The sequence below is a fragment of the Citrobacter freundii complex sp. CFNIH9 genome (genome assembly GCF_002903305.1).
GTDB lineage: Bacteria > Pseudomonadota > Gammaproteobacteria > Enterobacterales > Enterobacteriaceae > Citrobacter > Citrobacter portucalensis.
This window is the reverse complement of sequence record NZ_CP026238.1, coordinates 4,096,174-4,119,276: the sequence shown is the minus strand read 5'-3', so window position 1 is coordinate 4,119,276 and position 23,103 is coordinate 4,096,174. Positions and strand designations below refer to the sequence as shown.

23 protein-coding genes, 1 tRNA gene and 3 pseudogenes are annotated in these 23,103 nt (G+C 52.4%); 15 read left to right on the top strand and 12 right to left on the bottom strand.

What is annotated here, in order from left to right:
• Positions 1-4 precede the first annotated feature (4 nt).
• Together C2U43_RS20955 and C2U43_RS20950 are read left to right on the top strand one after the other, a co-directional pair.
• Positions 5-805 carry an endonuclease/exonuclease/phosphatase family protein gene (locus tag C2U43_RS20955; protein ID WP_008783770.1) on the top strand — a complete coding sequence of 267 codons (801 nt, stop codon included), beginning with the start codon at positions 5-7 and terminating at the stop codon, positions 803-805.
• Between the two features lie 76 nt (positions 806-881).
• Positions 882-1,652: a class I SAM-dependent methyltransferase gene (locus C2U43_RS20950; protein ID WP_048226448.1), complete on the top strand. Its 771-nt coding sequence runs from the start codon at positions 882-884 to the stop codon at positions 1,650-1,652.
• Positions 1,653-1,701: 49 nt separating this feature from the next.
• Here C2U43_RS20950 and mltD read toward each other — a convergent pair whose 3' ends face one another.
• Entirely contained in the window at positions 1,702-3,060 is a 1,359-nt protein-coding gene (gene mltD, locus C2U43_RS20945; RefSeq protein ID WP_032942416.1) for a murein transglycosylase D, read from the bottom strand.
• 71 nt (positions 3,061-3,131) lie between these two features.
• Complete coding sequence (gene gloB / locus C2U43_RS20940; protein WP_008783773.1) at positions 3,132-3,887, bottom strand: hydroxyacylglutathione hydrolase; 756 nt, start codon at positions 3,885-3,887, stop codon at positions 3,132-3,134.
• Between the two features lie 33 nt (positions 3,888-3,920).
• Between gloB and C2U43_RS20935 the strand changes: the two genes are divergently transcribed.
• Complete coding sequence (locus C2U43_RS20935) at positions 3,921-4,643, top strand: class I SAM-dependent methyltransferase (protein WP_048214878.1); 723 nt, start codon at positions 3,921-3,923, stop codon at positions 4,641-4,643.
• On the opposite strand, the pseudogene rnhA reads toward C2U43_RS20935, so the two are convergent.
• Positions 4,640-5,218: pseudogene (rnhA, locus tag C2U43_RS20930) on the bottom strand (ribonuclease HI). The gene C2U43_RS20935 and the pseudogene rnhA overlap by 4 nt on opposite strands.
• Between rnhA and dnaQ the strand changes: the two are divergent.
• Both dnaQ and C2U43_RS20920 read left to right on the top strand, forming a co-directional pair.
• Complete coding sequence (gene dnaQ / locus C2U43_RS20925; protein WP_100247263.1) at positions 5,172-5,900, top strand: DNA polymerase III subunit epsilon; 729 nt, start codon at positions 5,172-5,174, stop codon at positions 5,898-5,900. The pseudogene rnhA and the gene dnaQ sit on opposite strands and share 47 nt — an antisense overlap.
• A 133-nt stretch (positions 5,901-6,033) precedes the next feature.
• Positions 6,034-6,110, top strand: a tRNA-Asp gene (locus tag C2U43_RS20920).
• A gap of 156 nt (positions 6,111-6,266) precedes the next feature.
• Here the strand turns inward: C2U43_RS20920 and C2U43_RS20915 are convergent.
• From C2U43_RS20915 to C2U43_RS20900, 5 genes are all read right to left on the bottom strand, one after another.
• Positions 6,267-6,785, bottom strand: a complete 519-nt coding sequence (locus C2U43_RS20915) for a hypothetical protein (RefSeq protein WP_003830806.1) — start codon at positions 6,783-6,785, stop codon at positions 6,267-6,269.
• A gap of 1 nt (position 6,786) precedes the next feature.
• The gene (locus tag C2U43_RS20910) at positions 6,787-7,545 is read right to left on the bottom strand and encodes a winged helix-turn-helix domain-containing protein (protein WP_103286018.1); all 759 of its coding nucleotides are present in this window, start codon (positions 7,543-7,545) and stop codon (positions 6,787-6,789) included.
• Positions 7,502-7,687 (bottom strand): hypothetical protein, encoded by a 186-nt coding sequence (locus tag C2U43_RS30125; RefSeq protein WP_327003680.1) that lies wholly within the window; start codon positions 7,685-7,687, stop codon positions 7,502-7,504. Before C2U43_RS30125 ends, C2U43_RS20910 begins: the two co-directional genes overlap by 44 nt.
• Entirely contained in the window at positions 7,669-8,649 is a 981-nt protein-coding gene (locus C2U43_RS20905) for an IS5-like element ISKpn26 family transposase (RefSeq protein WP_000019450.1), read from the bottom strand. Before C2U43_RS20905 ends, C2U43_RS30125 begins: the two co-directional genes overlap by 19 nt.
• Positions 8,650-8,739: 90 nt before the next feature.
• A protein-coding gene (locus tag C2U43_RS20900; protein WP_103178130.1) for an IS1-like element IS1B family transposase occupies positions 8,740-9,437 on the bottom strand; the annotation gives its coding sequence in 2 pieces (ribosomal slippage) (positions 8,740-9,188 and positions 9,188-9,437; 699 coding nt in all).
• A 57-nt stretch (positions 9,438-9,494) separates the two neighbouring features.
• Here C2U43_RS20900 and C2U43_RS20890 point away from each other — a divergent pair.
• The 7 genes and pseudogenes from C2U43_RS20890 to C2U43_RS20860 form a co-directional block, all read left to right on the top strand.
• Positions 9,495-9,842 (top strand): annotated as a pseudogene (locus C2U43_RS20890) (FimD/PapC C-terminal domain-containing protein); the annotation flags it as partial.
• A gap of 26 nt (positions 9,843-9,868) precedes the next feature.
• On the top strand, positions 9,869-10,645 hold the full coding sequence (locus C2U43_RS20885; RefSeq protein ID WP_103285734.1) for a fimbrial biogenesis chaperone: 777 nt from the start codon (positions 9,869-9,871) through the stop codon (positions 10,643-10,645).
• A gap of 12 nt (positions 10,646-10,657) precedes the next feature.
• Positions 10,658-11,263: a fimbrial protein gene (locus C2U43_RS20880; RefSeq protein WP_048214874.1), complete on the top strand. Its 606-nt coding sequence runs from the start codon at positions 10,658-10,660 to the stop codon at positions 11,261-11,263.
• Positions 11,260-12,324: a fimbrial protein gene (locus C2U43_RS20875; RefSeq protein ID WP_057068865.1), complete on the top strand. Its 1,065-nt coding sequence runs from the start codon at positions 11,260-11,262 to the stop codon at positions 12,322-12,324. The genes C2U43_RS20880 and C2U43_RS20875 overlap by 4 nt, the downstream gene beginning before the upstream one ends.
• A 9-nt stretch (positions 12,325-12,333) precedes the next feature.
• Positions 12,334-12,876, top strand: coding sequence for a fimbrial protein (locus C2U43_RS20870; RefSeq protein WP_103285733.1), 543 nt, complete (start codon positions 12,334-12,336; stop codon positions 12,874-12,876).
• Position 12,877: 1 nt separating this feature from the next.
• Positions 12,878-14,552, top strand: a pseudogene (locus C2U43_RS20865) (O-antigen ligase family protein).
• Positions 14,549-15,268 (top strand): EAL domain-containing protein, encoded by a 720-nt coding sequence (locus C2U43_RS20860; protein WP_048236084.1) that lies wholly within the window; start codon positions 14,549-14,551, stop codon positions 15,266-15,268. The pseudogene C2U43_RS20865 and the gene C2U43_RS20860 overlap by 4 nt, the downstream one beginning before the upstream one ends.
• 15 nt (positions 15,269-15,283) lie before the next feature.
• Here the strand turns inward: C2U43_RS20860 and C2U43_RS20855 are convergent, their stop codons facing one another.
• The 3 genes from C2U43_RS20855 to fadE all read right to left on the bottom strand — a co-directional run bounded on the left by C2U43_RS20855 (position 15,284) and on the right by fadE (position 19,196).
• Entirely contained in the window at positions 15,284-15,694 is a 411-nt protein-coding gene (locus tag C2U43_RS20855) for a Spy/CpxP family protein refolding chaperone (protein ID WP_003830819.1), read from the bottom strand.
• Positions 15,695-15,873: 179 nt separating this feature from the next.
• Positions 15,874-16,641: an amidohydrolase gene (locus C2U43_RS20850; RefSeq protein ID WP_048214872.1), complete on the bottom strand. Its 768-nt coding sequence runs from the start codon at positions 16,639-16,641 to the stop codon at positions 15,874-15,876.
• Between the two features lie 110 nt (positions 16,642-16,751).
• A complete protein-coding gene (fadE, locus tag C2U43_RS20845) occupies positions 16,752-19,196 on the bottom strand; it encodes an acyl-CoA dehydrogenase FadE (protein ID WP_003830821.1) in 2,445 nt (814 codons plus the stop codon).
• Positions 19,197-19,435: 239 nt separating this feature from the next.
• Here fadE and lpcA point away from each other — a divergent pair, with 239 nt between their 5' ends.
• The gene (lpcA, locus tag C2U43_RS20840) at positions 19,436-20,017 is read left to right on the top strand and encodes a D-sedoheptulose 7-phosphate isomerase (protein WP_003031390.1); all 582 of its coding nucleotides are present in this window, start codon (positions 19,436-19,438) and stop codon (positions 20,015-20,017) included.
• Between the two features lie 111 nt (positions 20,018-20,128).
• On the top strand, positions 20,129-20,896 hold the full coding sequence (locus C2U43_RS20835) for a class II glutamine amidotransferase (protein WP_003031388.1): 768 nt from the start codon (positions 20,129-20,131) through the stop codon (positions 20,894-20,896).
• On the opposite strand, the gene dpaA is transcribed toward C2U43_RS20835, so the two are convergent.
• A complete protein-coding gene (gene dpaA, locus C2U43_RS20830) occupies positions 20,867-21,607 on the bottom strand; it encodes a peptidoglycan meso-diaminopimelic acid protein amidase (RefSeq protein ID WP_003830823.1) in 741 nt (246 codons plus the stop codon). The two genes, C2U43_RS20835 and dpaA, sit on opposite strands and share 30 nt — an antisense overlap.
• 331 nt (positions 21,608-21,938) lie before the next feature.
• On the opposite strand from dpaA, the gene dinB reads away from it, so the two are divergent.
• The gene (dinB, locus tag C2U43_RS20825) at positions 21,939-22,994 is read left to right on the top strand and encodes a DNA polymerase IV (RefSeq protein WP_003830824.1); all 1,056 of its coding nucleotides are present in this window, start codon (positions 21,939-21,941) and stop codon (positions 22,992-22,994) included.
• Positions 22,995-23,103 lie beyond the last annotated feature (109 nt).

Here is a 23,103-nt window from a genome sequence, read left to right as displayed (position 1 = left end):
TAAAGTGCGAAAAAACACCTATGCCATGCGTTATGTTGCCGGACAACCCGCCGAGCGGATTTTACCGCCGGGGTCGTTTGCGCATATTGGCCAGGCATTACCCGCAGGCGTTCCGTTAAGCAGTGAAGACCGCATTCGCGTGCTGGTATGGAATATTTTTAAACAGCAGCGCGCAGAATGGCAGTCGGTGCTGAAGAATTTTGGCAAAGATGCGCATCTGGTATTATTACAGGAAGCGCAAACCACGCCAGAACTGGTGCAGTTTGCGACCGCTAACTACCTTGCTGCCGATCAGGTTCCTGCCTTTGTGCTGCCTCAGCATCCCTCTGGCGTCATGACGCTCTCTGCTGCTCATCCTGTTTACTGTTGTCCATTGCGCGAGCGTGAGCCTATTTTACGGCTGGCGAAATCGGCTCTGGTAACGGTGTATCCGCTGCCTGACTCTCGATTATTAATGGTGGTGAATATCCACGCGGTTAACTTTAGCCTCGGCGTCGATGTTTATAGTAAGCAGTTACTTCCCATTGGCGATCAGATTGCTCATCACAGCGGTCCGGTTATTATGGCCGGCGATTTCAATGCCTGGAGCCGTCGACGGATGAATGCGCTGTACCGCTTTGCGCGAGAAATGTCGCTGCGCCAGGTACGTTTTACCGACGATCAGCGCCGACGCGCGTTTGGTCGCCCTCTCGATTTTGTGTTCTATCGTGGTCTGAACGTGAGTGAAGCCTCTGTGCTGGTCACCCGTGCATCCGATCACAACCCGCTACTCGTTGAATTCAGTCCCGGCAAACCTGAACAATAACGGTGTGTCAGGTCTGCCGTAGGGCAGGCCTGTGATGGTTGCCCTTCCAATTTCACAACAACCGAAGGACAACACAATGACAACACGCTCTCACCATGACAACGTCGAAAAACAGTTTGGCTCTCAGGCTAATGCCTATTTAACCAGTGCGGTGCACGCCTCTGGCCGTGACTTGCAGCGTCTGGGGGAAAGGTTGTCGGCATTTCCGCAGGCCCGTGTGTTGGATATGGGATGTGGAGCGGGGCATGCCAGCTTTGTAGCCGCGCAACACGTAAAGCAGGTTGTGGCTTATGATTTATCGTCGCAGATGCTTGAGGTGGTCGCTGAGGCGGCAAATGACAGGGGCCTGGAGAATGTCGCCACACGCCAGGGTTATGCCGAAAGTCTGCCATTTGAAGATAGCGAATTTGACGTGGTGATTAGCCGCTATTCTGCGCATCACTGGCATGATGTCGGACGCGCGCTGCGGGAAGTGAACCGCGTTCTGAAGCCCGGTGGTGTATTGATTGTGATGGATGTGATGTCGCCAGGCCACCCTGTACGTGATATCTGGTTGCAAACCGTGGAGGCGTTACGCGATACCTCGCACGTTCGTAACTATTCCAGTGGAGAGTGGCTGTCGTTAATCAACGATGCCAATTTGATTGCCGATACTTTGTTAACCGATCGCCTGCCACTGGAGTTCAGTTCGTGGGTCGCGAGGATGCGCACGCCCGCGGCGTTGAGCGACGCGATTCGTGCATACCAACAAAGTGCTTCTGCAGACGTGAAAGCCTACTTTGCGTTACAGGAAGATGGCTCGTTTACCAGCGACACGATAATGGTTGAAGCACATAAAGCGGGATAAATAAAAAAGGCACTGGGGGGAATCCAGTGCCTTCATTTCTACAATGCTATCAGGAGTCCGGCATACCGTTGTTTTTCACAAACAACGTGAGCTGATCGCCTGGCTGTAGATTGTCCGTATCGCTGTTCCAGCGCATGACATCTTTGATGTTAACCCCGTGACGTTTGGCAATGCTCGACAGCGAGTCGCCTTTACGCACACGATAGGTGATGCTATCGCTGTTGTTCGCCAGACGCTGTGCGCTGGTACCCGCACCCACCGTCAGGTTTTGACCCACTTTCAGGGATGACCCGCGCAGATTATTCCACTGCTTAAGGTCATTGGTGCTCACGCCAAGGCGTGACGCGACGCCAGAAAGCGTATCGCCAGAGCGAACTTTGTAGCTACGACTGTTCAGCGGCGTGTTATCCGCGACCAGCGTTGACTGCACGGCTGCAATTTCGCCTGAAGCCAGAGACTCACGCAGCTTCTCTGCGTGCTTCTTTGGCACCATCACATATTGCGGGCCGCTGGCACCCAACGTGGAGCCTTTCACGCCTGCATTGAAGGTCTTCAGCTTGCTGACGGAAATACCCGCCATATCAGCAACCTGAGCCATCTCAACCGGGCTACTCAGGCGAACACGTGCCAACGCGCGGCTTTCGTCTGTTGTTGGCAGACGTACGCCATAGCGTTTGCTGTTTTTGAGTATATCGCTCAATGCCAGCATTTTAGGCACGTATAGCTTCGTTTCCTGAGGCAATGGCAACGACCAGAAGTCAGTGGGTTTACCACGTGCTTTGTTCGTTTTGATTGCCTTCATGACACGACCTTCACCGCTATTATAAGCAGCAACGGTCAGCAGCCAGTCGCCATCAAACATCTTGTTCAGACGCTGCATCATGTCCAGCGCGGCGGTGGTGGAAGCCACAACGTCGCGACGTGCATCATAACTGCGGGTCTGTTTTAAACCATAATTGCGCCCCGTGCTCGGAATGATCTGCCAAATACCTGCGGCATTGGCGCCAGACGTTGCGTGAGGATCAAAAGCGCTCTCCACTATGGGTAGTAGTACCAGTTCCATAGGCATGTTACGTTTCTTAACCTGCCCGGCTATCCAGTACATATACGGCTCTGCCCGTAAAGTTACATCGTGGAGATAGCTCTTATTGCGTAAATACTTCTGTTTCTGTTCGCGAATCCGGCTGTTTTCCGGAATTCCCATCTTTAGCTCGTCACCAATGAAAGCCCACAAATCTTGATCAGCAGCGATAGATGTTCCGTCGTCCATCCATCGCGCCTGACTTGTAAACTTTCCTGCTTCCCCTTGACCAGCTGCAGAAAGGCTCTGTGCGTGTTGTTGGACGTTACCAGTATTCTGGCACCCAACAAGCAGGACAGAGGCGAGTAATATCGCTTTTGCCTTCATGTGTGTGTCAATAGTTGCTTAAAAGACGACCGATCATAACGGCGAAGTTTTCAAAAGGCAACCCGGAATTGTCAGAACGTATCTTTCTTTGACCTTAACCAGGCAAAACGCTCTTCAGGTTGTTGCAATATTGTTTCTTTGTTGATTTCATTAATTAAATCAATATCTTCCGTTCTCAAAAAAAGATTATTTCGCCGCTCATTTTTCAGAATTACGGGTAGTGTCATTTGTTTTTTTACGCGTAACTCATTAACTTTACGATAATATTCATTTATGAACGAATCGTGCGGGAGAATGCTTAAGGCAAACTTCATGTTTGCTAATGTGTACTCATGTGCGCAACAAATTAATGTATCGTCAGGAAGTTCGTTTATTTTTTTAAGTGATTGATACATTTGAGTTGCTGTACCTTCGAAAAGTCGACCGCAACCGCCAGAAAAGAGCGTGTCACCACAAAATAAGTAAGGATGGCTAAAGTAACAGATATGTCCTAAAGTGTGACCCGGAGTAGCAATTACCCTAAATTCATGCCCCAAAACGAGTGCAATATCGCCATCTTCGACTACGTGTGTCGTTCCCTTATCTTGCGTTTCAGCCGGTCCGTATACCACTATTTGTGGGAAATGTTGCAGGAGTTCTTTCACTCCACCAACGTGATCCTGATGATGGTGGGTTAGCAGAATGGCTTCCGGCACCCAGTTATGCTCTGCAATGGCTTTCAAAACAGGAGCCGCTTCACCCGGGTCCACAATCAGACAATGCTGGTCATTATTTGACAGGACCCAGATGTAATTGTCCTGAAATGCAGGAATACTGTTAAGATTCATATATTACCTCTCAATGCGTAACGGAAGGTTGTGATGAAACCGGCAAGGATCCCTCAAACTGTCGTAGCGCCCGTTAGCTGGGATGATTTGCCCTGGGGCGAACACTATCGTGAGGCGCTGGAGCATCAGCTTAACCCGTGGTTTGCAAAAATGTACGGTTTTCATCTGCTTAAGGTTGGTAATTTAAGCGCAGAAATCGATTCTGAAGCGTGCGCGGTTTCTCATCAGGTAAATGTTTCTTTGCAGGGATCTCCCATGCAGGTGACGGCCGATCCTTTGCATCTTCCCTTTGCCGATAAGTCCGTGGATGTCTGTTTATTGGCCCATACGTTACCGTGGTGCTCCGATCCGCATCGCCTACTGCGTGAAGCCGATCGCGTGTTGATTGATGACGGCTGGTTGATTCTGAGCGGTTTTAACCCGGTAAGCTTGATGGGATTGCGTAAACTGGTGCCCGTATTGCGCAAGACATCGCCCTATAACAGTCGGATGTTTACCCTCATGCGTCAACTGGACTGGCTATCATTACTGAATTTTGAAGTGCTGCACTATAGTCGTTTTCATGTTCTGCCCTGGAACAAGAAGGGCGGGAAAATGTTAAGTGCCCATATCCCCGCGCTGGGCTGTTTACAGCTGGTGGTTGCGCGCAAGCGAACCATTCCGCTTACGCTCAACCCGATGAAACAAAATAAAAGCAAAACGCCTATCCGTCATGCCGTTGGCGCGACCCGGCAATACCGTAAACCGGACGCTTAAGCCTCAGTCTGATACCCAATATCATCCTGAGTCGGGCTCATGGCCGCGGTGCGCGCAAGCTCATCGCAGCGTTCGTTTTCCGGATGGCCCGCATGGCCTTTAACCCATTCCCATTTGATTTGATGCGGCCCCAGCGCGGCATCGAGACGTTTCCACAGATCGACGTTCTTCACCGGTTTTTTATCTGCTGTTTTCCAGCCGCGCTTCTTCCAGTTGTGGATCCACTGCGTAATGCCTTGACGCACATACTGGCTGTCCGTGCTGAGTATCACTTCACACTGTTCTTTCAGGGCTTCCAGCGCAACGATTGCCGCCATCAGCTCCATGCGATTATTAGTGGTGAGGTTGTAGCCCTCGCTAAAGGTTTTTTCGCGCCCGCGATAGCGTAAAATCGCCCCATAACCACCAGGCCCTGGATTTCCCAGGCAAGAACCATCGGTGAAAATTTCTACCTGTTTAAGCATCTCTGGTAGACTTCCTGTTTTAGCAAATCGAAATCAAACGATAAGTCTGACATAAATGACCGTTATGAGCACTGGAATTACACGACAGATCGTCCTCGATACCGAAACCACCGGTATGAACCAGATTGGCGCCCACTATGAAGGCCACAAGATCATTGAGATCGGTGCGGTTGAAGTGGTGAACCGCCGCCTGACCGGCAATAACTTCCACGTTTACCTGAAGCCGGATCGGCTGGTGGACCCGGAAGCGTTCGGCGTACACGGAATCGCAGACGAATTCCTGCTCGATAAACCTACGTTTGCCGATGTAGCCGACGAGTTTCTCGACTACATTCGCGGCGCGGAGCTGGTCATCCATAACGCATCGTTCGATATCGGCTTTATGGATTACGAATTCGCGAAGCTCAAGCGTGATATTCCGAAGACGAATGAATTTTGCAAAATAACCGATAGCCTGGCGCTGGCGAGGAAAATGTTTCCTGGCAAGCGAAACAGCCTTGATGCGTTATGCTCGCGCTATGAGATAGACAACAGTAAACGAACCCTGCACGGCGCATTGCTCGATGCCCAGATTCTGGCCGACGTTTATCTGATGATGACCGGCGGGCAGACCACGATGGCGTTCTCAATAGAAGGCGACAGCCAGCAGCAGAATGACACGGGGATCCAGCGTATTGTGCGACAGTCCAGCAAACTACGCGTTGTTTTCGCTACTGATGAAGAGTTAGCGGCCCATGAGTCACGCCTTGACCTGGTGCAGAAGAAAGGCGGAAGTTGCCTCTGGCGGGCATAGTTTGTACGTTTACCGTATGAAAATGGCCATTCGGGTGATTTTTGCAGCAAACGATTAAAAACGTGAGAAAAAGCGTTGACGAGGCGCGAGGCAATCCGTAATATTCGCTTCGTTCCCAAGCGGAACACAACGCGGAGTGGTAGTTCAGTTGGTTAGAATACCTGCCTGTCACGCAGGGGGTCGCGGGTTCGAGTCCCGTCCATTCCGCCACTATTCAGAAAGCCTGAATCAGAAATGATTCAGGCTTTCGTCGTTTTAGCCCGCCAAAAATAATAATCTCATTACCATACTTTATCGACGGCGCCCGAGCTTTCGGGTGGGCAACACATCAGGTCATCCTTAACCCGACGCATATCCAGAAGGCGATTAACTCGCGAAGTGATTCATCACGCAGGCGAAGCGGGGTGAGAAGTTATCGCCAATAAGAACCGTTTCCTCATTCAGGTGCTTTAGCATATACAGCTTGTCGGCACGTTCGTAAGCGTCGAAGAAGAGATAGTCGACAGCGTCCGTTGCGTCATCATCGGGGGATTTTTCCCGACCATCGGGAGTGAGCATAAAAACGCCTGCGGTATGGCCGAGTGGACGGGCATAGCGAAAGAACAGTTTTCGGTTAACAGCGAACTCGCCGTCGTCACTTTTGAGTTTCCCCTGGACTGACAATGAAAGGTGTCCGGAGTTGTAGCTGGTTATCAGCATTATTCCGTGGAGTTCCTTTTTTGTATTCTGGATGTCGAGTATCGACGTGAATTCCGAGGAGCAGGAAAAACTGATTTCTTGTTTTTTCGCATTCCCGGCGATAATAAAAAAAGCGATAGCCGCTAGCCCAAAAATGGCAATCACGACTGACCATAGTAAAGGAGAGTGATCGCTTTCCTGCTTCATATCATTCCTCATGATGGCGATACTGGCTGATGCAATGGTAATAGCCGAGGTTTAGCCCGCATTCAGCGGCAAACGACCACTCAACCAGATTATGGTTGCTCGCCCAGGTATTGAGATACAGATCTTTTGGGTACGAACAGTTGGGGTTAATACCCACGGACTTGAAAATATCCAGCGCTTTTTTTTCGGTTATGGTGTCGGTGAGGGCGTTTCCTAATATATGCACACGGCATTGCTCGTAGTCGATAGTTCGCAGGATCGCCGCGTCCGTCATCGCGATTTCATTGGGTATCCATGTTAACCACGCTGTCGCCAGCACGGCGATGCCGGTAATTAACGTTGTTATCGTGACAGGCCACAGGTTTCGTTTCTTTTTCCTGGGCGTCAATGCAACATTGACTATTCTGGTGGGCGCTTGCGATTCCTCCAGTTGCTGAATATTGATACTGGCGTCGCTCATCCGAAATCCTATTCGCGGAATGGTGACGATCAGTTCTGCAGGATGGCCCGTAGACGTTATTGCTTTGCGCAGAAATGAAATGTGCTGATTGAGATTAGCATCCGTCGCTCTGGCGCCATTATGCTGGAAAACATTCCGCAGAATTTCATCGCGCGAGGATATCTCTTTACCATTTTGCAACAGATAGAGCAGTAATTGTGTTGCCACATTATTCAATGTGGCCATTTCACCAGATGCCAGGTCTTTTAGGGTATTTTTATGTGGTCTGAAAACTAAGGAAGGTGCGAATAAGCAGGTCATTTCTTCCCAAGCTGACTCGCTGATTAAAATTTCGCGGATCTGGGCCGATTTTTTTCCCGCAAACACATCGAATCAGCCTATTTAGGCTATTTTTTCCACCATTTCTGGCGTTATTTCCGGTTTTTACTGAGATCTCTCCCACTGACGTATCATTTGGTCCACCCGAAACAGGTTGGCCAGGGTGAATAACATCGCCAGTTGGTTATCGTTTTTCAGCAGCCCTTTGTATCTGGCTTTCACGAAGCCGAACTGCCGCTTGATGATGCGAAACGGGTGCTCCACCCTGGCACGGATGCTGGCTTTCATGTATTCGATGTTGATGGCCGTTTTGTTCTTGCGCGGATGCTGCTTCAAGGTTTTTACCCTGCCGGGACGCTCGGCGATCAGCCAGTCCACATCCACCTCGGCCAGCTCCTCGCGCTGTGGCGCTCCTTGGTAGCCGGCATCGGCTGAGACAAATTGCTCCTCTCCATGAAGCAGATTACCCAGCTGATTGAGGTCATGCTCGTTGGCCGCGGTGGTGACTAGGCTGTGGGTCAGGCCACTCTTGGCATCGACACCAATGTGGGCCTTCATGCCAAAGTGCCACTGATTGCCTTTCTTGGTCTGATGCATCTCCGGATCGCGTTGCTGCTCTTTGTTCTTGGTAGAGCTGGGTGCCTCAATGATGGTGGCATCCACCAAAGTGCCTTGGGTCATCATGACGCCTGCTTCGGCCAGCCAGCGATTGATGGTCTTGAACAATTGACGGGCCAGTTGATGCTGCTCGAGCAGGTGGCGGAAATTCATGATGGTGGTGCGATCCGGCAGGGCGCTATCCAGGGATAATCGGGCAAACAGGCGCATGGAGGCGATTTCGTACAGGGCATCTTCCATGGCACCGTCGCTCAGGTTGTACCAATGCTGCATGCAGTGAATACGCAGCATGGTCTCCAGCGGATAGGGCCGTCGGCCATTGCCCGCCTTGGGATAAAACGGCTCGATGACAGCGGTCATATTCTGCCATGGCAGAATCTGCTCCATGCGGGAGAGGAAAATCTCTTTTCGGGTCTGACGGCGCTTAGTGCTGAATTCACTATCGGCGAAGGTGAGTTGATGGCTCATGATGTCCCTCTGGGATGCGCTCCGGATGAATATGATGATCTCATATCAGGAACTTGTTCGCACCTTCCCTAAGCCGGTAATGACTCCAACTTATTGATAGTGTTTTATGTTCAGATAATGCCCGATGACTTTGTCATGCAGCTCCACCGATTTTGAGAACGACAGCGACTTCCGTCCCAGCCGTGCCAGGTGCTGCCTCAGATTCAGGTTATGCCGCTCAATTCGCTGCGTATATCGCTTGCTGATTACGTGCAGCTTTCCCTTCAGGCGGGATTCATACAGCGGCCAGCCATCCGTCATCCATATCACCACGTCAAAGGGTGACAGCAGGCTCATAAGACGCCCCAGCGTCGCCATAGTGCGTTCACCGAATACGTGCGCAACAACCGTCTTCCGGAGCCTGTCATACGCGTAAAACAGCCAGCGCTGGCGCGATTTAGCCCCGACGTATCCCCACTGTTCGTCCATTTCCGCGCAGACGATGACGTCACTGCCCGGCTGTATGCGCGAGGTTACCAACTGCGGCCTGAGTTTTTTAAATGGCGGAAAATCGTGTTGAGGCCAACGCCCATAATGCGGGCGGTTGCCCGGCATCCAACGCCATTCATGGCCATATCAATGATTTTCTGGTGCGTACCGGGTTGAGAAGCGGTGTAAGTGAACTGCAGTTGCCATGTTTTACGGCAGTGAGAGCAGAGATAGCGCTGATGTCCGGCAGTGCTTTTGCCGTTACGCACCACCCCGTCAGTAGCTGAACAGGAGGGACAGCTGATAGAAACAGAAGCCACTGGAGCACCTCAAAAACACCATCATACACTAAATCAGTAAGTTGGCAGCATCACCCCCGTATCGATGTGGACGCAATGGACGAGGACATTTCCGCGACTAAAGCCATTGTCACCAACACTCTGACGGAAGGCGCGATTGGTTATCAGCGCTTCGCCGTGGCGCAGGGGCAAAAAATGATGGCGCTGCTGCGCCTGAAAGATGGTTCGGTACCGCCGTTTGGTGCCGAAGTGTTTAACGCCAACGGTGTCAGCGTCGCCATGGTGATGGAAAACGGCATGGCCTGGATTGCGGGTGTGAATCCAGCCGAGCGTCTTTCTGTTGCCTGGGGCGGTCGCGCGCAGTGTCACTTACAGGTGCCGCAACAAATCAACCCGGAAGGTAACGTGCTGTTGCCTTGTGAATAATATCAATAACCTGAATGAATTTTGTTATGAAAAATCAAGCATTTTACTCCGTGCAGCGTTGGCTCAAACCCGTGGTCTGCGGTCTGCTTTTTATTGCAGAGATCAACGCCTCATGGGCGGGCATTGCACTTGACCGTACCCGTCTGATTATCACCGGTGATGTGCGATCTGTCAGTGCGAACTTAACCAACACCAGTCCGAGCATTCCGTTTCTGGCTCAGTCGTGGGTGGAAGACGCCAATGGAACAAAAATTACCTCGCCGTTGATGGTTTTACCGCCGCTACAACGGATTAACGGCGGGCAAAAGGGCATTGCGCGTGTGACAAAAACCAGCGGTATTAACGCTTTGCCGCAGGATCGCGAAAGTCTGTTCTACCTGAACGTGCGTGAAATTCCGCCCAAGCCGGATAAGCCGAACGTGCTGCAACTGGCGATGCAGTCGCGCATCAAACTGTTCTACCGTCCGACCGCCATCGTGCCGGAAACACCGGGCGCCGTGTGGCAAAACCAACTGGTCTTTCATAAGCAGGGGCAGCGCTGGAGTGTGGATAACCCAACGCCGTACTTCGTTACCTTAATCGGCTTAAGCCGCAAGCCTGAAGCGCAGGGCGGCGACAGGCTGACTGACTTCCCTGGGATTATGGTTTCACCAAAGTCCTCTCTCGATTTCAGCGTGGCCGACGGCAGCGTTAGCCAGTTCAGCATGATGTATGTGAACGATTTTGGCGGTCATCCCGAATTGAAATTCAGCTGCACAGGCAATGTGTGTAAAGCATTGCCGATGGAGCAACAGCCCCGGTAACAGGATTCGTAAATGAAAAAGATGCTTTGCGCTCTGCTGATGGCGGGCATGGCCTGCTCGGTTCAGGCCACAAGCGGTCGCCAGGATATGAGCAACGTGTCCGGTGAGTATGGCAACGTCCGCTTTCATGGTCGGGTGTTCGTTTCGCCGTGCGTGCTGGATATGGCCTCCCGCGATCAGACTATCGATCTTGGTGATATTTCCGCCAGCCGATTTCGCCAGGGCGGCGATCGCAGCGATCCGGTATTGGTCACGCTGTATCTGAATGGCTGTTTAAAGGGCTCCGGTCATACCTTAAGGGATTTCCCCGGGCAGACCAGTGAGATGCCTGAGCTTGCGCACAGCACGGTGGAGCGTGGTGTTTCGATGACGCTAATGGCTGAAGGCGCACCGGAAAACAGCGATTTGGGGCGCATTCGTGGCGATGTTCGCGGCGCGGGCATCCGGCTACTGACTGAACGTAACCAGTTAATCCACCTGAACCAACCGCAACGCATGTGGATCCTCAAACCGGGCGATAACGCCATTCATTTTCTTGCCGCGCTGGAATCTTTTGGGCGAGAGGTGACCGCCGGAGAATTTAACGGTCTGGTCAGACTTAAGCTGGAGTATCTATGAGCGTATTACGTAAAACGCTGTTGTGGTTGGTGCTGGCAGGCTGTCCGTTGGCCGGGCAGGCATTTACACAGGGAGAAGGTGAGCCGGAAGGTGGGTCGCCGCATCAGTACGATATTGAACTGAGCTCGCTGGATGTCAGTAAAAACCACGTGGGTGGCAGAACGGAGCCGTTCCCATGGAATCTGGGCGGCTGGTATGTGGTGAATTTCTATTGCGAACAGGCTGACATCTCCCGAGCACCAATTTACTACACCACCACAACCACGATGCCGCCTTCAAATCAGGGGGCGAACCGTTTTCGGCTAAACGAGTATCTGGATGTGGAAGTTCAGGTGTGGGTTGCCGGGGGCTATAAAAAATATGTGCAGGCGCCTTTTACCAATGTTTCAAACCGCAACAGCAACAACAGCTGTAAAAAGCGTAAGGGCTACACGCGAGCGACTAACGTTGAAAGTGGTTCAAAAGGGAAAGTGACGTTTATTGTCACTAAACCCATTATCAATGGCATCAATATCACTTCCCAGTCGCTGGTGGAGGTGGCCGGGCGCATGGGAAGCGCGGGACCTACGCCAACCACGGCGATTTCTCGCGTGGTGATTAAATCCGGGCTAATTACCGTCCCGGACAAATGCACCTTCAACCGGGGAGACAAAATCAGCATTGAGTTTGGCGATCTGCCTGGATCCGCTGCCCGGCTCAACGGCACTAACTACAGCAAGTCAGTCCCTATACATGTGGTCTGTGAAGGTGGGAGCTTCGATCAGGGCGCGCTGAACATTAATCTTGGTATACAAACGACCACGGCGTCAGGCACGGCGGGGTTTAACGGTAATCTCCTTGGCACGCTGAGCGGCGGACAAAAGCGCGACGATCTCGGCATTATGCTTAAAGACGAAAGCGGTGGCACCGTCGTGCCCAATCAATTCTACAACGTGAAGGGATTTTACCAGAATCAGGGCGACTGGAATCTCACCGCCGCGCCGGTGGCAAAGCCGGGCGTGGGAAGCGTGAAAGAAGGTGAATTTGAAGCCTCTGCCACCGTTGTCGCGCAGTTTCAGTAGGGGGATGTCATGAGATTCTCGGCGTTATTCGCGACCAGTATGTTACTGCTAGGTGGCATGGCGCAGGCCGACACCAAACTGGTCGGCGGCGATATGTATTTTCACGGCACCATCAGAGCCCTGGCCTGCAGCCTTGCACCGGGAGGCGACAAAATCGAGGTCGATTTCAAGCAAATCGCGACACAGGATCTCTATCTCTCGGGGCGCAGTAAGCCGGAAAAATTCAGCATCCAGTTACGCGACTGCAACCCTGAGGTTTTCCGTGGGATCTCGGTTACCTTCAGCGGTCGTGAGGATGCGGAGCTGACCGATCATCTGGCGCTGGATAACAGTGAACAAGGCGGTGCGTCAGGGATCGGGATTGGGATGAGCGAAGAGGACGGCACGGCAATCCGCCTTGATGAGAGCACGTCAGTCAAAGAGATAACAGAAGGTTCGATGACGCTGAATTTCTTGGCGTGGGTCGCAGCGGAGCCATCGGCGATAAAAAATCAGTCTCTCGAATACGGTCCGTTCAGCGCCAGCGGGACCTGGACGTTGAACTACCAGTAGCATGATGAACGTACTGAATCGCATTGCGCCGCTGCCTGCGCAGAAATTATTGCTCGGTATTAGTCTGTTTTTCTGGTGTGGGGTCATGCATCTCTACTGGCCGAACAACGGCGGCAGCGGTCTGTCGTTGCCGCTTAATATTACGAGCTGGATCTACGCAGTTGTACTGTCTGCAAGCGTATTGATGCTGGTGCCTCGTCAACGCTGGCGCATCACTGTTCCCGCTGCGGGTTTTACAGTCGGGGCGTTTATCCTGACGTTGCTTTGCCTGCTAACGCCTGATGTCTGGCAGGCCGAGGCACTGCTGGTGGCGGGGGCGTTACTGGGCGGTGTGAGCGTCTATCTGGTCACATTACAAATTCCGCTCACGGCAAACACCTTAACGGCACTGCTGGCTCTGCTATGGGGAGCGTGCGTCATTGAATGTCTGGCGTTTGTCTATCAGTACTGGCATTTGCCGGGCGTTGAATACTGGGAGTTTGCCTGGCGGCGCGGTACGCGACCCTACGGGATATTTCAGCAGGTCAACCTGATGGCCAGCTTCATGGCATGCGGTGTGCTGCTGTCAGCGCCGCTCTTTTTACGTCTGCACCGCGGGTATCGAATTGCCATTGGGATAGGCCTGGTAATGATGGGATTTGTGCTGCATGAATCTCAGTCGCAAACCGGCTACCTGTCTCTGGTAATCGGTGAAGTGCTGCTGCTGGCGGTTTTCCCGGCGCAACGGCGCACGCTGCTGCTACTTCTCCTGCCGCTGGCGTTAGGCGTAGCGATAGGGGCCACGGCCCGCCATTTTTTGTCTGTGGTCACGGTCGATCATCTGACGACTTCTCAAGTGCGCTGGACGGTGTTGAAAACGTCGCTGGCATTATTTGCCGAACGTCCGTGGATGGGGGGGGGGCGTGGGCAGTTTTGCTGCCGTGTTTCTCGAACGCGCGGGGCCATTGGGGCTGGGCAGCATTTCGCATCCGCACAACGAACTGGTGCTGTGGTTGGTGGAGGGCGGTCTGGTTGGGCTGGCAGGGGCGCTCTGTTTTATAGCGGGTGGTTTATGGCTCTGGCTGCACGGTAATTGCTGGCGTCGCGCCTGCCTGGTGGCGGCACTGCCGGTGGTTATTCATATGTTGACGGAATACCCCGTTAGGCAGTCAACGCCACACTGGCTGCTGTTGATCCTGTTGCTTCGATGTGCAGACAGCGCGCGAACGGGAATACGCCTGGCGCTTACGTCGACGTCGCTGATTCGCGCGGCAGGGTTTATCTCGTTACTGACCGTCGCGCCATTGCTGCTTCTCACGCTGCACACGCAACAGCAATTGACGCTGGCGGAGAGGCAGTCAACGCAGTGGCATCTTGCCGAACAGTTCCCTGTAGGAGGCTGGCTTCTTACCAGTCGCTATCGGTTTGATGTCCAGATGGGGTATCTGCAACGGTATCAGCGTACCCGGGACGTACGTTGGCTGGAGGCAGTTCGCCGCTGGGCGCCTGATTATGTGCGCGTTCACCCAGACCCTAATGTCTCCTTCACGCAAATCTTACTGGCGTTGCAACAGCGCGACCTGGTCGAGGCGCATCGTCTGGCGACGCACTTTTGCCTGATATACCCAAACGATCGCCGTATCCCGTGGCTGCAGGATGCACGACGTCCTTTTAATAAAAATAATGGAATGATATGAACAGTTTCAGCGAACAGGCCCGTTATGTGCCAGAACTTCCCCGCAACGCCGAGCTGCTGCGGATCACCGGGATCCGTTTGCAGCGCATTCATTTTTTTGATGACGCATCGCTGGATGTCTGTGAGGTGTTAAGTCAGGTACGCACACCGCTCCCACTGGATTTGTTTTTCAAGCACCTTTCCATCACGGCAAAACAGCAGCTTTTTCTATGGCAAATGCAGCGGGTGCTGGCCCTCTCTGGAAGCTATTCGCTGAATTTATCCGTCAGGATGCTGACCAGTCTGTCATGGATCACACGTCTCACAAAGCAGGTGCATCAGGGGAGGATTGTTATTGAAATTCAGGATCCGGGCTCCATGATGCGCCTGGATAAGGCAGAGCAGCAGGCCGTATGCATTGCCGTAAAAACGCTGGTGCGTCACGGGTTTCGCGTGTGGCTGGATGATGTTTCGCCTGAGCTATTTTTTGTCTGGCGGCTGTCGGGCATCCGTTTCGATGCCATCAAAATTGAAAGTGGAATGTTTCATCAGTTCAGAACATCGGAGTGGCAGTTGAGGGTTCTGGTCAATCAATTTCGTGGGCTGGGTGAGCGGGTTGTCATTGAGGGAGTAGAAACGCCACAGGATTATGCCATTTGCCGTATGAGCGGCGCAGATGCTGTACAGGGCTTTCTGTTTGAGCAGGAAATTTTACCGAAAAGCCTGAATCATTGCTGACTCAGGCTCTGACAATTACTCGCTCAGCGTCTGTGCGATATCTTTTTGCACCTGCTGGCGCTGTTCTGGGGTCAGCACTTTGTTCAGGTCAAAATAGTATTTTACGCGATAATAACGCGCCTGCTGTTCGATGTTGCTGAACGCAGAAAGCTGTTTCTGAACGGCAGCTTCATCCCATTTCCCGGACTTGATGACGTCAATCAACGCGCCGTCTTTAACATCTTTCACCGAAATCTGGCTTACGTTGGTTTCAAGCTGCTGGTGCAGTTTTTTAATCTGCGCCACCTGGTCGTTGGTCAGCTTAAGATGCTGAACGACCGGGTCCTGAGCTGGAGCAGGAACATTGGATACGTTTGCTGCAAGCGTACTAAAAGAAGCGCCCGCTAAGGTAGCCGCCAGCAAAGTCATGCGTAAGAAGTTCTTCATTATTGAAATCCTGATAAGGAAATTATCGACATTGTCTGCCACCCGCTGGTTACGAGTGATTATCCTTTGCAGAATACGATGCTCACCGCATGTCGCCACGCGAATTTGTTTTGCGGTTGGTTACGGAGTGAAACAATCCCGCCACAAGAAACGTAGTGCAGCGGGAGTGAAGGCGATAGTTATAGCGTAAACGGGTCGGCGTCCTGCCAGGCGGGAAACTTCTCGCGATACTCGCGCAGCGCTGAGAGTGACAGCTCGGCGTCAATGCGTGTGGCCTGATGCGGCTCGGCGGTGGCAATAATCTCACCCTGCGGATTAATCACCCGGCTGTCACCGCGATAATGGTGGCCGTTACCGTCTGTGCCCACGCGGTTACATCCTGCTACATAAGCCTGGTTCTCAATCGCCCGTGCGGCAAGCAGAAGCTGCCAGTGCAGCGAACGCGGCGCAGGCCAATTGGCAACATACAACGCCAGGTCGTAATCGTTGCGATTGCGCGACCATACCGGAAAACGCAGGTCATAACAGACCAACGGCAGAATGCGCCAGCCGCGCCATTCAACAATAACGCGCGCGTCACCCGCCTGGTAATGCTGATGCTCATCCGCCATGCGGAACAGATGGCGCTTGTCGTAGAAATGCACATTACCTTCGGGCTCAACCAGAAAAAAGCGGTTTACCGGGCCGCGTTCAGACTGGATAGCAGCGCTGCCAGCGATCAGGGAGTTAGTCTGTTGCGCCTTGGCGCGCATCCAACTGACGACCTCTTCCTGCGGCAACGATTTATTTGCCGCTTCCATGGCAAATCCACTGGTAAACATCTCGGGCAACACGATGACATCACGTCCGGCGACGGTTTCCAGTTGTCGGTCAAAATGGCGCAGGTTGGCCGGGCCATCCATCCAGATCAAGGGTTGTTGCAGCAGAGTAATTTTCAAACCAGGCACGATCGAGGCTCCTCGTTGAACAACATTTTGACACTGTAGCATGAGCATTAATGAAAATGTGGCAATAAAAAGCCCCGCATTAAGCGGGGCTAAACGTTGTGCGTATATCGTTATGCGGCTTCGACTTTACGCACTTTCTCTGGCAGCTTTACCGGCTGAGTCGCCAGCTCCTCGGGTTCAAAGTCATCCACGTTGATACTGCGCAGGCGGCTCGCTTCGGCTTTCACCAGAATCGCGGCTTCATCTTTATCAATCAGCCCTTTCGCCAGCGCATTGTGCGCCAGTTCGTCGAGACGGGTAAATGGCAGGTTTTTACCCAACTCTTTACAGATCCGCTGGTGGATAGGGTCGGCTGCAATGACATCCAGCAGCGCCTCTTCCAGCAAACCAACCGGGTTATGCTCGCTTGGCGTCAGATATTGACCGCGACCAATACGAGAACGAGTAGCACTTGGAACCTGCAAAATCTTCGCGACTTTATGGTCCAGCTTGTCAGACGGTGCGTCGTAGTGGCGACCGGTCGGGAAGATAACCACGTTCAGCAAGCCCGCGACCAGACGGTTCGGGAAGTTTTTCAGCAGATCGTCCATCGCCTGTTCCGCTTTGTACAACGCATCCTGAACGCCCCAGTGAACCAACGGCAGGTCCGCTTCATTACGGCCTTCATCGTCATAACGTTTCAGTACCGCAGAGGCCAGATACAGCTGACTTAACACATCGCCCAGACGCGCGGAGATACGTTCACGACGCTTCAGGCTACCGCCCAGTACGGCCATGGACACATCTGAAAGCAGGGCCAGGTTGGCGCTCAAGCGGTTCAGGTGCTGGTAGTAACGTTTGGTCGCATCGCCGGTTGGCGTGCTGCTGGTTAAGCCACGTGTCAGGCCAAGCCAGAAGCTGCGCACTTTGTTACTGCCAACGTGACCGATGTGTTTGAACAGCAGCTTGTCGAACGCATTCACATCGTTACTCTGCGCCGCAGCCATCTCTTCCAGAACATACGGATGGCAGCGAATTGCACCCTGACCGAAGATCATCATGCTACGGGTCAGAATATTGGCACCTTCAACGGTAATGGCGATTGGCGCACCTTGATAAGCACGGGCGAGGAAGTTGCTTTCGCCAAGCATAATGCCTTTACCGCCAGTGATATCCATCGCATCGATGATTGACTGCTGCCCGCGGTGGGTACAGTGATATTTCACGATAGCCGACAGCACCGCCGGTTTTTCACCCAGCATAATGCCGTAGGTAATCAGTGATGCCGCAGCGTCCATCACGTAGGCGTTACCGGCAATACGTGCCAACGGCTCTTCAATACCTTCCATCTTGCCGATGGAGATTTTGAACTGGCGACGAATGTGCGCATACGCGCCGGTGGCCATTGCGACCGATTTCACGCCGCCCGTCGAGTTAGACGGCAGGGTAATACCACGTCCTACAGACAGACATTCCACCAGCATGCGCCAGCCCTGACCGGCCATTTTCGGACCACCGATGATGTAATCAATCGGTACAAACACATCTTTACCGAGGGTCGGACCGTTCTGGAACGGCACGTTCAGCGGGAAGTGACGACGCCCAATTTGTACACCCGGCGTTGAGGTTGGGATCAGCGCACAGGTAATACCGAGATCTTCTTCACCACCCAGCAGTTTTTCCGGGTCAGAGAGTTTAAATGCCAGACCCAGTACCGTGGCGATAGGCGCCAGCGTAATATAACGTTTGTTCCAGGTCAGGCGCATACCCAGCACCTGTTGGCCCTGCCAGTCGCCCATACAAACCACGCCGGTATCAGGGATCGCCCCTGCGTCGGAGCCTGCTTCCGGGCTGGTCAGAGCAAAGCATGGGATCTCCTGACCGCGAGCCAGACGCGGCAGGTAATGATTTTTCTGCTCTTCGGTGCCGTAATGTTGCAGCAGTTCGCCTGGGCCTAATGAGTTAGGTACGCCAACGGTGATCGCCAGGATCCCGGAAACGCCGGAGAGTTTCTGCAGAACGCGAGCCTGAGCATATGCTGAGAATTCCAGCCCGCCGTACTCTTTCTTAATGATCATCGCGAAGAAGCGGTGTTCTTTCAGATATGCCCACAGTTCCGGCGGCAGATCCGCGAGTTCATGGGTTATCTGGAAGTCGTTCGCCATACGGCACGCTTCTTCCACTGGACCATCAATAAACGCCTGTTCTTCAGCGGTCAGATGCGGTTGAGGATAGTTATGCAGTTTTTTCCAGTCAGGCTTGCCCTGGAACAGGTCACCTTCCCACCAGGTTGTACCGGCATCAATCGCTTCTTTTTCAGTACGCGACATCGGTGGCATGACTTTACGGAAGCCGCGGAACACCGGCGCAGAGATCATGGATTTGCGCATCGGCGTAAAGTTAAACGGCACGAGGATAATGGCCAGAGGAACCAGCAGCCAGACTGACCACAGGCCAGCCACGCCAAGCGCAGCCGTCCAGGCGAGCAAAATTAAACTGCTGAGGAATAAGCTCACGCGGTGATAAAACAGAACGCTGAGCAGAACAACCGTAGCGATAATACTCAAAATCATCATAACGAAAAGCTCCCTTGCTTGTAGGAGGTCTGACCACTTGTGATGATATGTTTGTAGTGGATGTAAATTCTTTTAGCAATGTGTTTACAAAATAATTACAACAAAGCTCACATTGTTGCTGTTTTAACCGGCACAAAAAATCAAAAGCCGTAGCCATTCCTGTGGCTTGTACTTCTCGCTGGTAGCGCTATCCGGTACACTGCATCTTGTCATTTACATTCATGCTGAAGGATATCCTCATGTACCAGGATCTTATTCGTAACGAACTGAGCGAAGCGGCGGAAACGCTGGCTAATTTTCTTAAAGATGACGCCAATATTCACGCCATTCAGCGCGCGGCGGTCCTGTTGGCAGACAGCTTTAAAGCGGGCGGTAAGGTGCTTTCTTGCGGTAACGGCGGTTCCCATTGCGACGCGATGCACTTTGCCGAAGAGCTGACCGGACGCTATCGTGAAAACCGTCCTGGTTACCCTGCTATCGCTATCTCTGACGTCAGCCATATCTCCTGCGTCAGCAACGATTTTGGTTACGATTATGTGTTCTCTCGCTACGTAGAAGCCGTGGGTCGTGAAGGTGATGTCCTGCTAGGCATCTCGACTTCGGGTAATTCCGGTAACGTAATTAAAGCGATTGCCGCAGCGCGTGAGAAAGGGATGAAAGTGATCACCTTGACCGGTAAAGATGGCGGAAAAATGGCGGGCAGCGCGGATATCGAAATTCGTGTGCCGCACTTTGGCTACGCTGACCGTATTCAGGAAATTCATATCAAAGTGATCCATATTCTGATCCAGCTGATCGAAAAAGAGATGGTTAAACCATAAGAAGACGATTGCCGGATGGTGGCTGAAGCCTCATCCGGCCTACATGAGCGCCACGTAGGCCTGATAAGCGCAGCGCCATCAGGCAGTTCACGGTTTTAAGGTAGGTGATGTATGTGCGAACTGCTCGGGATGAGCGCCAATGTGCCAACCGATATCTGCTTTAGCTTCACCGGGCTGGTTCAGCGCGGCGGAGGGACCGGGCCGCACAAAGACGGCTGGGGTATTACGTTTTATGAAGGTAAGGGCTGCCGTACGTTTAAAGATCCGCAACCCAGCTTTAATTCGCCTATCGCCAAACTGGTACAAGACTACCCCATCAAATCCTGTTCCGTGATTGCCCATATTCGTCAGGCGAACCGTGGCGAAGTGGCGTTGGAAAATACCCATCCCTTTACCCGCGAATTGTGGGGACGCAACTGGACCTATGCTCATAATGGACAGCTCAGTGGCTATAAATCGCTGGAAACCGGAAATTTCCGCCCGGTCGGGGAAACCGACAGCGAAAAAGCTTTCTGCTGGCTGCTCCACAAGCTGACGGAGCGTTATCCGCGCACGCCTGGCAATATGACGGCAGTGTTTAAATATATCGCAATGCTGGCAGGAGAGCTGCGGGAGAAGGGCGTCTTCAACATGTTGTTGTCTGACGGACGCTATGTGATGGCCTTCTGTTCGACCAACCTGTTTTGGATCACGCGTCGTGCGCCGTTTGGCGTGGCGACATTGCTGGATCAGGATGTGGAAATCGATTTTAGTTCAGAGACCACACCCAATGATGTGGTCACCGTGATTGCCACTCAACCGTTAACCGGCAATGAAACCTGGCAAAAGATTATGCCAGGCGAGTGGGCATTATTTTGTCTCGGGGAGCGTGTAGTTTGATGCCAGTTGCGGCTGAACCACTTCGTGACTCAACGGCTTGCTGACGACGTAACGACCATCGACGACGGAGACGGTCGGTGGTTTACGTGTTTGTTCAAAGTAATCGTATCCCGGCTTTAACTGGGCCCAGAAATCTTTGTAATACGAGAACTTATGGCGCTGCATGTTGGCATCGGTCATGCGGAACGGGTAAATGCTAACCTGTACGCTGGACTGCCCGAACACCAGAGCACCTGTCACAAACTGGAAAATCTCATCAATGCCGTTGTCGGTCATTGCGTAGCAGCCGACGGAAACACAGGCACCGTGGATCATCAGGTACTTACCTTCATAACCGTGTGCGCGGTCGTAGGCATTAGGGAAACCAATGTTAATCGCTTTATAGAAGCGACTATCTGGTTTCAGCTGTCCACGCTGAACGCTGTAAAACCCTTCCGGACTTTTGAAATCACCCTGACGCTGCTTCGGACCTAAGCCACCGGAATAATTACAGATCTTATAACTGTCGAGCAATTGATACTGTTCGCCCATCTTGACGTACAGATCCAAGGTTCGCTCTTCTTTGAAGATCTGGATATAAACGGGGGAGCCCATTAATTGCTGCTTATATTCTTTGCTGACAGGCGTAGTCGGGCTGCTGCTGCTCAGCAAACCGGCAAATGAAACGCACGGCAATAAAAGCATCGCAAGAAAAAATGCGATTTTACGCATACTGCTTATTCCTTGATAAAACGATCACACACGCCAGGACGGCAAAAAGAATCCCCAAATCGGATAAATCTGGATCTGGAGCGCTCACATTAGCACCAAGAGAGTTTTTCGCAAGTCTCTCGTGCGGCGTTTACACTTTAGTTTTTCTTTATACGGAAAATTGCGCTTAAAGGCAGTCAGACACTGGCGTATTTTGCTGGTTACTGCGCTTCATTGGGTCTTATTCGTGCTGGATGGATAATGGGTCTGGAACGGCCCAGCATTAGGTACAACCAGACTTCTCACAACATAAAAATACTGTATACTTAAACAGTGATGTGGGAGACAAACGATGCGTAAAATCATACATGTCGATATGGACTGCTTTTTCGCGGCAGTGGAAATGCGCGACAACCCCGCCCTGCGCGACATTCCCATTGCTATTGGCGGCAGTCGTGAACGTCGGGGGGTCATCAGCACGGCCAATTACCCGGCGCGCAAATTTGGCGTGCGTAGCGCAATGCCAACTGGAATGGCATTAAAGCTGTGTCCGCATCTCACTTTATTACCTGGTCGTTACGAGGCCTATAAAGAAGCCTCCCGCCAGATTCAGGCTATTTTCTCTCGCTATACCTCGCTGATAGAACCCCTTTCGCTGGATGAAGCCTATCTGGATGTGACCGACAGCACCCACTGCCACGGCTCAGCTACGCTGATCGCTCAGGAAATCCGTCAGACAATTTTTAACGAGTTACAGTTAACCGCCTCTGCCGGAATTGCGCCGGTAAAATTTCTGGCAAAAATAGCTTCCGATCTCAACAAACCCAATGGGCAATATGTGATTACCCCTGCCGATGTTCCTGAATTTCTCAGAACATTACCGTTAGGCAAAATTCCCGGCGTTGGCAAAGTCTCCGCCGCTAAGCTGGAATCAATGGGATTACGTACCTGCGAAGATGTTCAAAAATACGACCTGGCAATGCTGCTCAAACGCTTCGGCAAGTTTGGTCGCGTGCTGTGGGAGCGCAGTCAGGGGATTGACGAGCGGGACGTCAACAACGACAGGCTGCGTAAATCCGTCGGCGTGGAGCGTACGCTGGCGGAAGATATTCACGAGTGGTCGGAGTGTGAGGCGATAATTGAACGGCTCTATCCTGAACTGGAACGGCGTCTGGCAAAGGTAAAGCCGGATCTGCTGATCGCTCGCCAGGGGATAAAACTTAAGTTTAATGATTTTCAGCAGACTACGCAGGAGCACGTCTGGCCGCGCTTAAATAAAGATGACTTAATTACGACAGCGCGCAAGACCTGGGACGAGCGTAGGGGAGGGCGAGGTGTCAGGCTGGTGGGATTACACGTCACGCTGCTGGATCCACAAATGGAAAGACAACTGCTATTGGGGCTGTGATTCAGAACAATTGCCGGATGTCGGCGTAAACGCCTTATCCGGCCTACAAACCAGCGTGCAGGCCAGATGGCTACGTAACAACTTTATCCGGCCTACAAATCAGCATGTA

Bases quoted from the DNA above. Each gene is read 5' to 3' on its own strand.
- C2U43_RS20950 (WP_048226448.1), top strand. From the start codon at position 882: ATGACAACACGCTCTCACCATGACAACGTCGAAAAACAGTTTGGCTCT.
- mltD (WP_032942416.1), bottom strand. From the start codon at position 3,060: ATGAAGGCAAAAGCGATATTACTCGCCTCTGTCCTGCTTGTTGGGTGC.
- gloB (WP_008783773.1), bottom strand. From the start codon at position 3,887: ATGAATCTTAACAGTATTCCTGCATTTCAGGACAATTACATCTGGGTC.
- C2U43_RS20935 (WP_048214878.1), top strand. From the start codon at position 3,921: ATGAAACCGGCAAGGATCCCTCAAACTGTCGTAGCGCCCGTTAGCTGG.
- dnaQ (WP_100247263.1), top strand. From the start codon at position 5,172: ATGAGCACTGGAATTACACGACAGATCGTCCTCGATACCGAAACCACC.
- C2U43_RS20915 (WP_003830806.1), bottom strand. From the start codon at position 6,785: ATGAAGCAGGAAAGCGATCACTCTCCTTTACTATGGTCAGTCGTGATT.
- C2U43_RS20910 (WP_103286018.1), bottom strand. From the start codon at position 7,545: ATGACCTGCTTATTCGCACCTTCCTTAGTTTTCAGACCACATAAAAAT.
- C2U43_RS20905 (WP_000019450.1), bottom strand. From the start codon at position 8,649: ATGAGCCATCAACTCACCTTCGCCGATAGTGAATTCAGCACTAAGCGC.
- C2U43_RS20885 (WP_103285734.1), top strand. From the start codon at position 9,869: ATGAAAAATCAAGCATTTTACTCCGTGCAGCGTTGGCTCAAACCCGTG.
- C2U43_RS20880 (WP_048214874.1), top strand. From the start codon at position 10,658: ATGAAAAAGATGCTTTGCGCTCTGCTGATGGCGGGCATGGCCTGCTCG.
- C2U43_RS20875 (WP_057068865.1), top strand. From the start codon at position 11,260: ATGAGCGTATTACGTAAAACGCTGTTGTGGTTGGTGCTGGCAGGCTGT.
- C2U43_RS20870 (WP_103285733.1), top strand. From the start codon at position 12,334: ATGAGATTCTCGGCGTTATTCGCGACCAGTATGTTACTGCTAGGTGGC.
- C2U43_RS20860 (WP_048236084.1), top strand. From the start codon at position 14,549: ATGAACAGTTTCAGCGAACAGGCCCGTTATGTGCCAGAACTTCCCCGC.
- C2U43_RS20855 (WP_003830819.1), bottom strand. From the start codon at position 15,694: ATGAAGAACTTCTTACGCATGACTTTGCTGGCGGCTACCTTAGCGGGC.
- fadE (WP_003830821.1), bottom strand. From the start codon at position 19,196: ATGATGATTTTGAGTATTATCGCTACGGTTGTTCTGCTCAGCGTTCTG.
- lpcA (WP_003031390.1), top strand. From the start codon at position 19,436: ATGTACCAGGATCTTATTCGTAACGAACTGAGCGAAGCGGCGGAAACG.
- C2U43_RS20835 (WP_003031388.1), top strand. From the start codon at position 20,129: ATGTGCGAACTGCTCGGGATGAGCGCCAATGTGCCAACCGATATCTGC.
- dpaA (WP_003830823.1), bottom strand. From the start codon at position 21,607: ATGCGTAAAATCGCATTTTTTCTTGCGATGCTTTTATTGCCGTGCGTT.
- dinB (WP_003830824.1), top strand. From the start codon at position 21,939: ATGCGTAAAATCATACATGTCGATATGGACTGCTTTTTCGCGGCAGTG.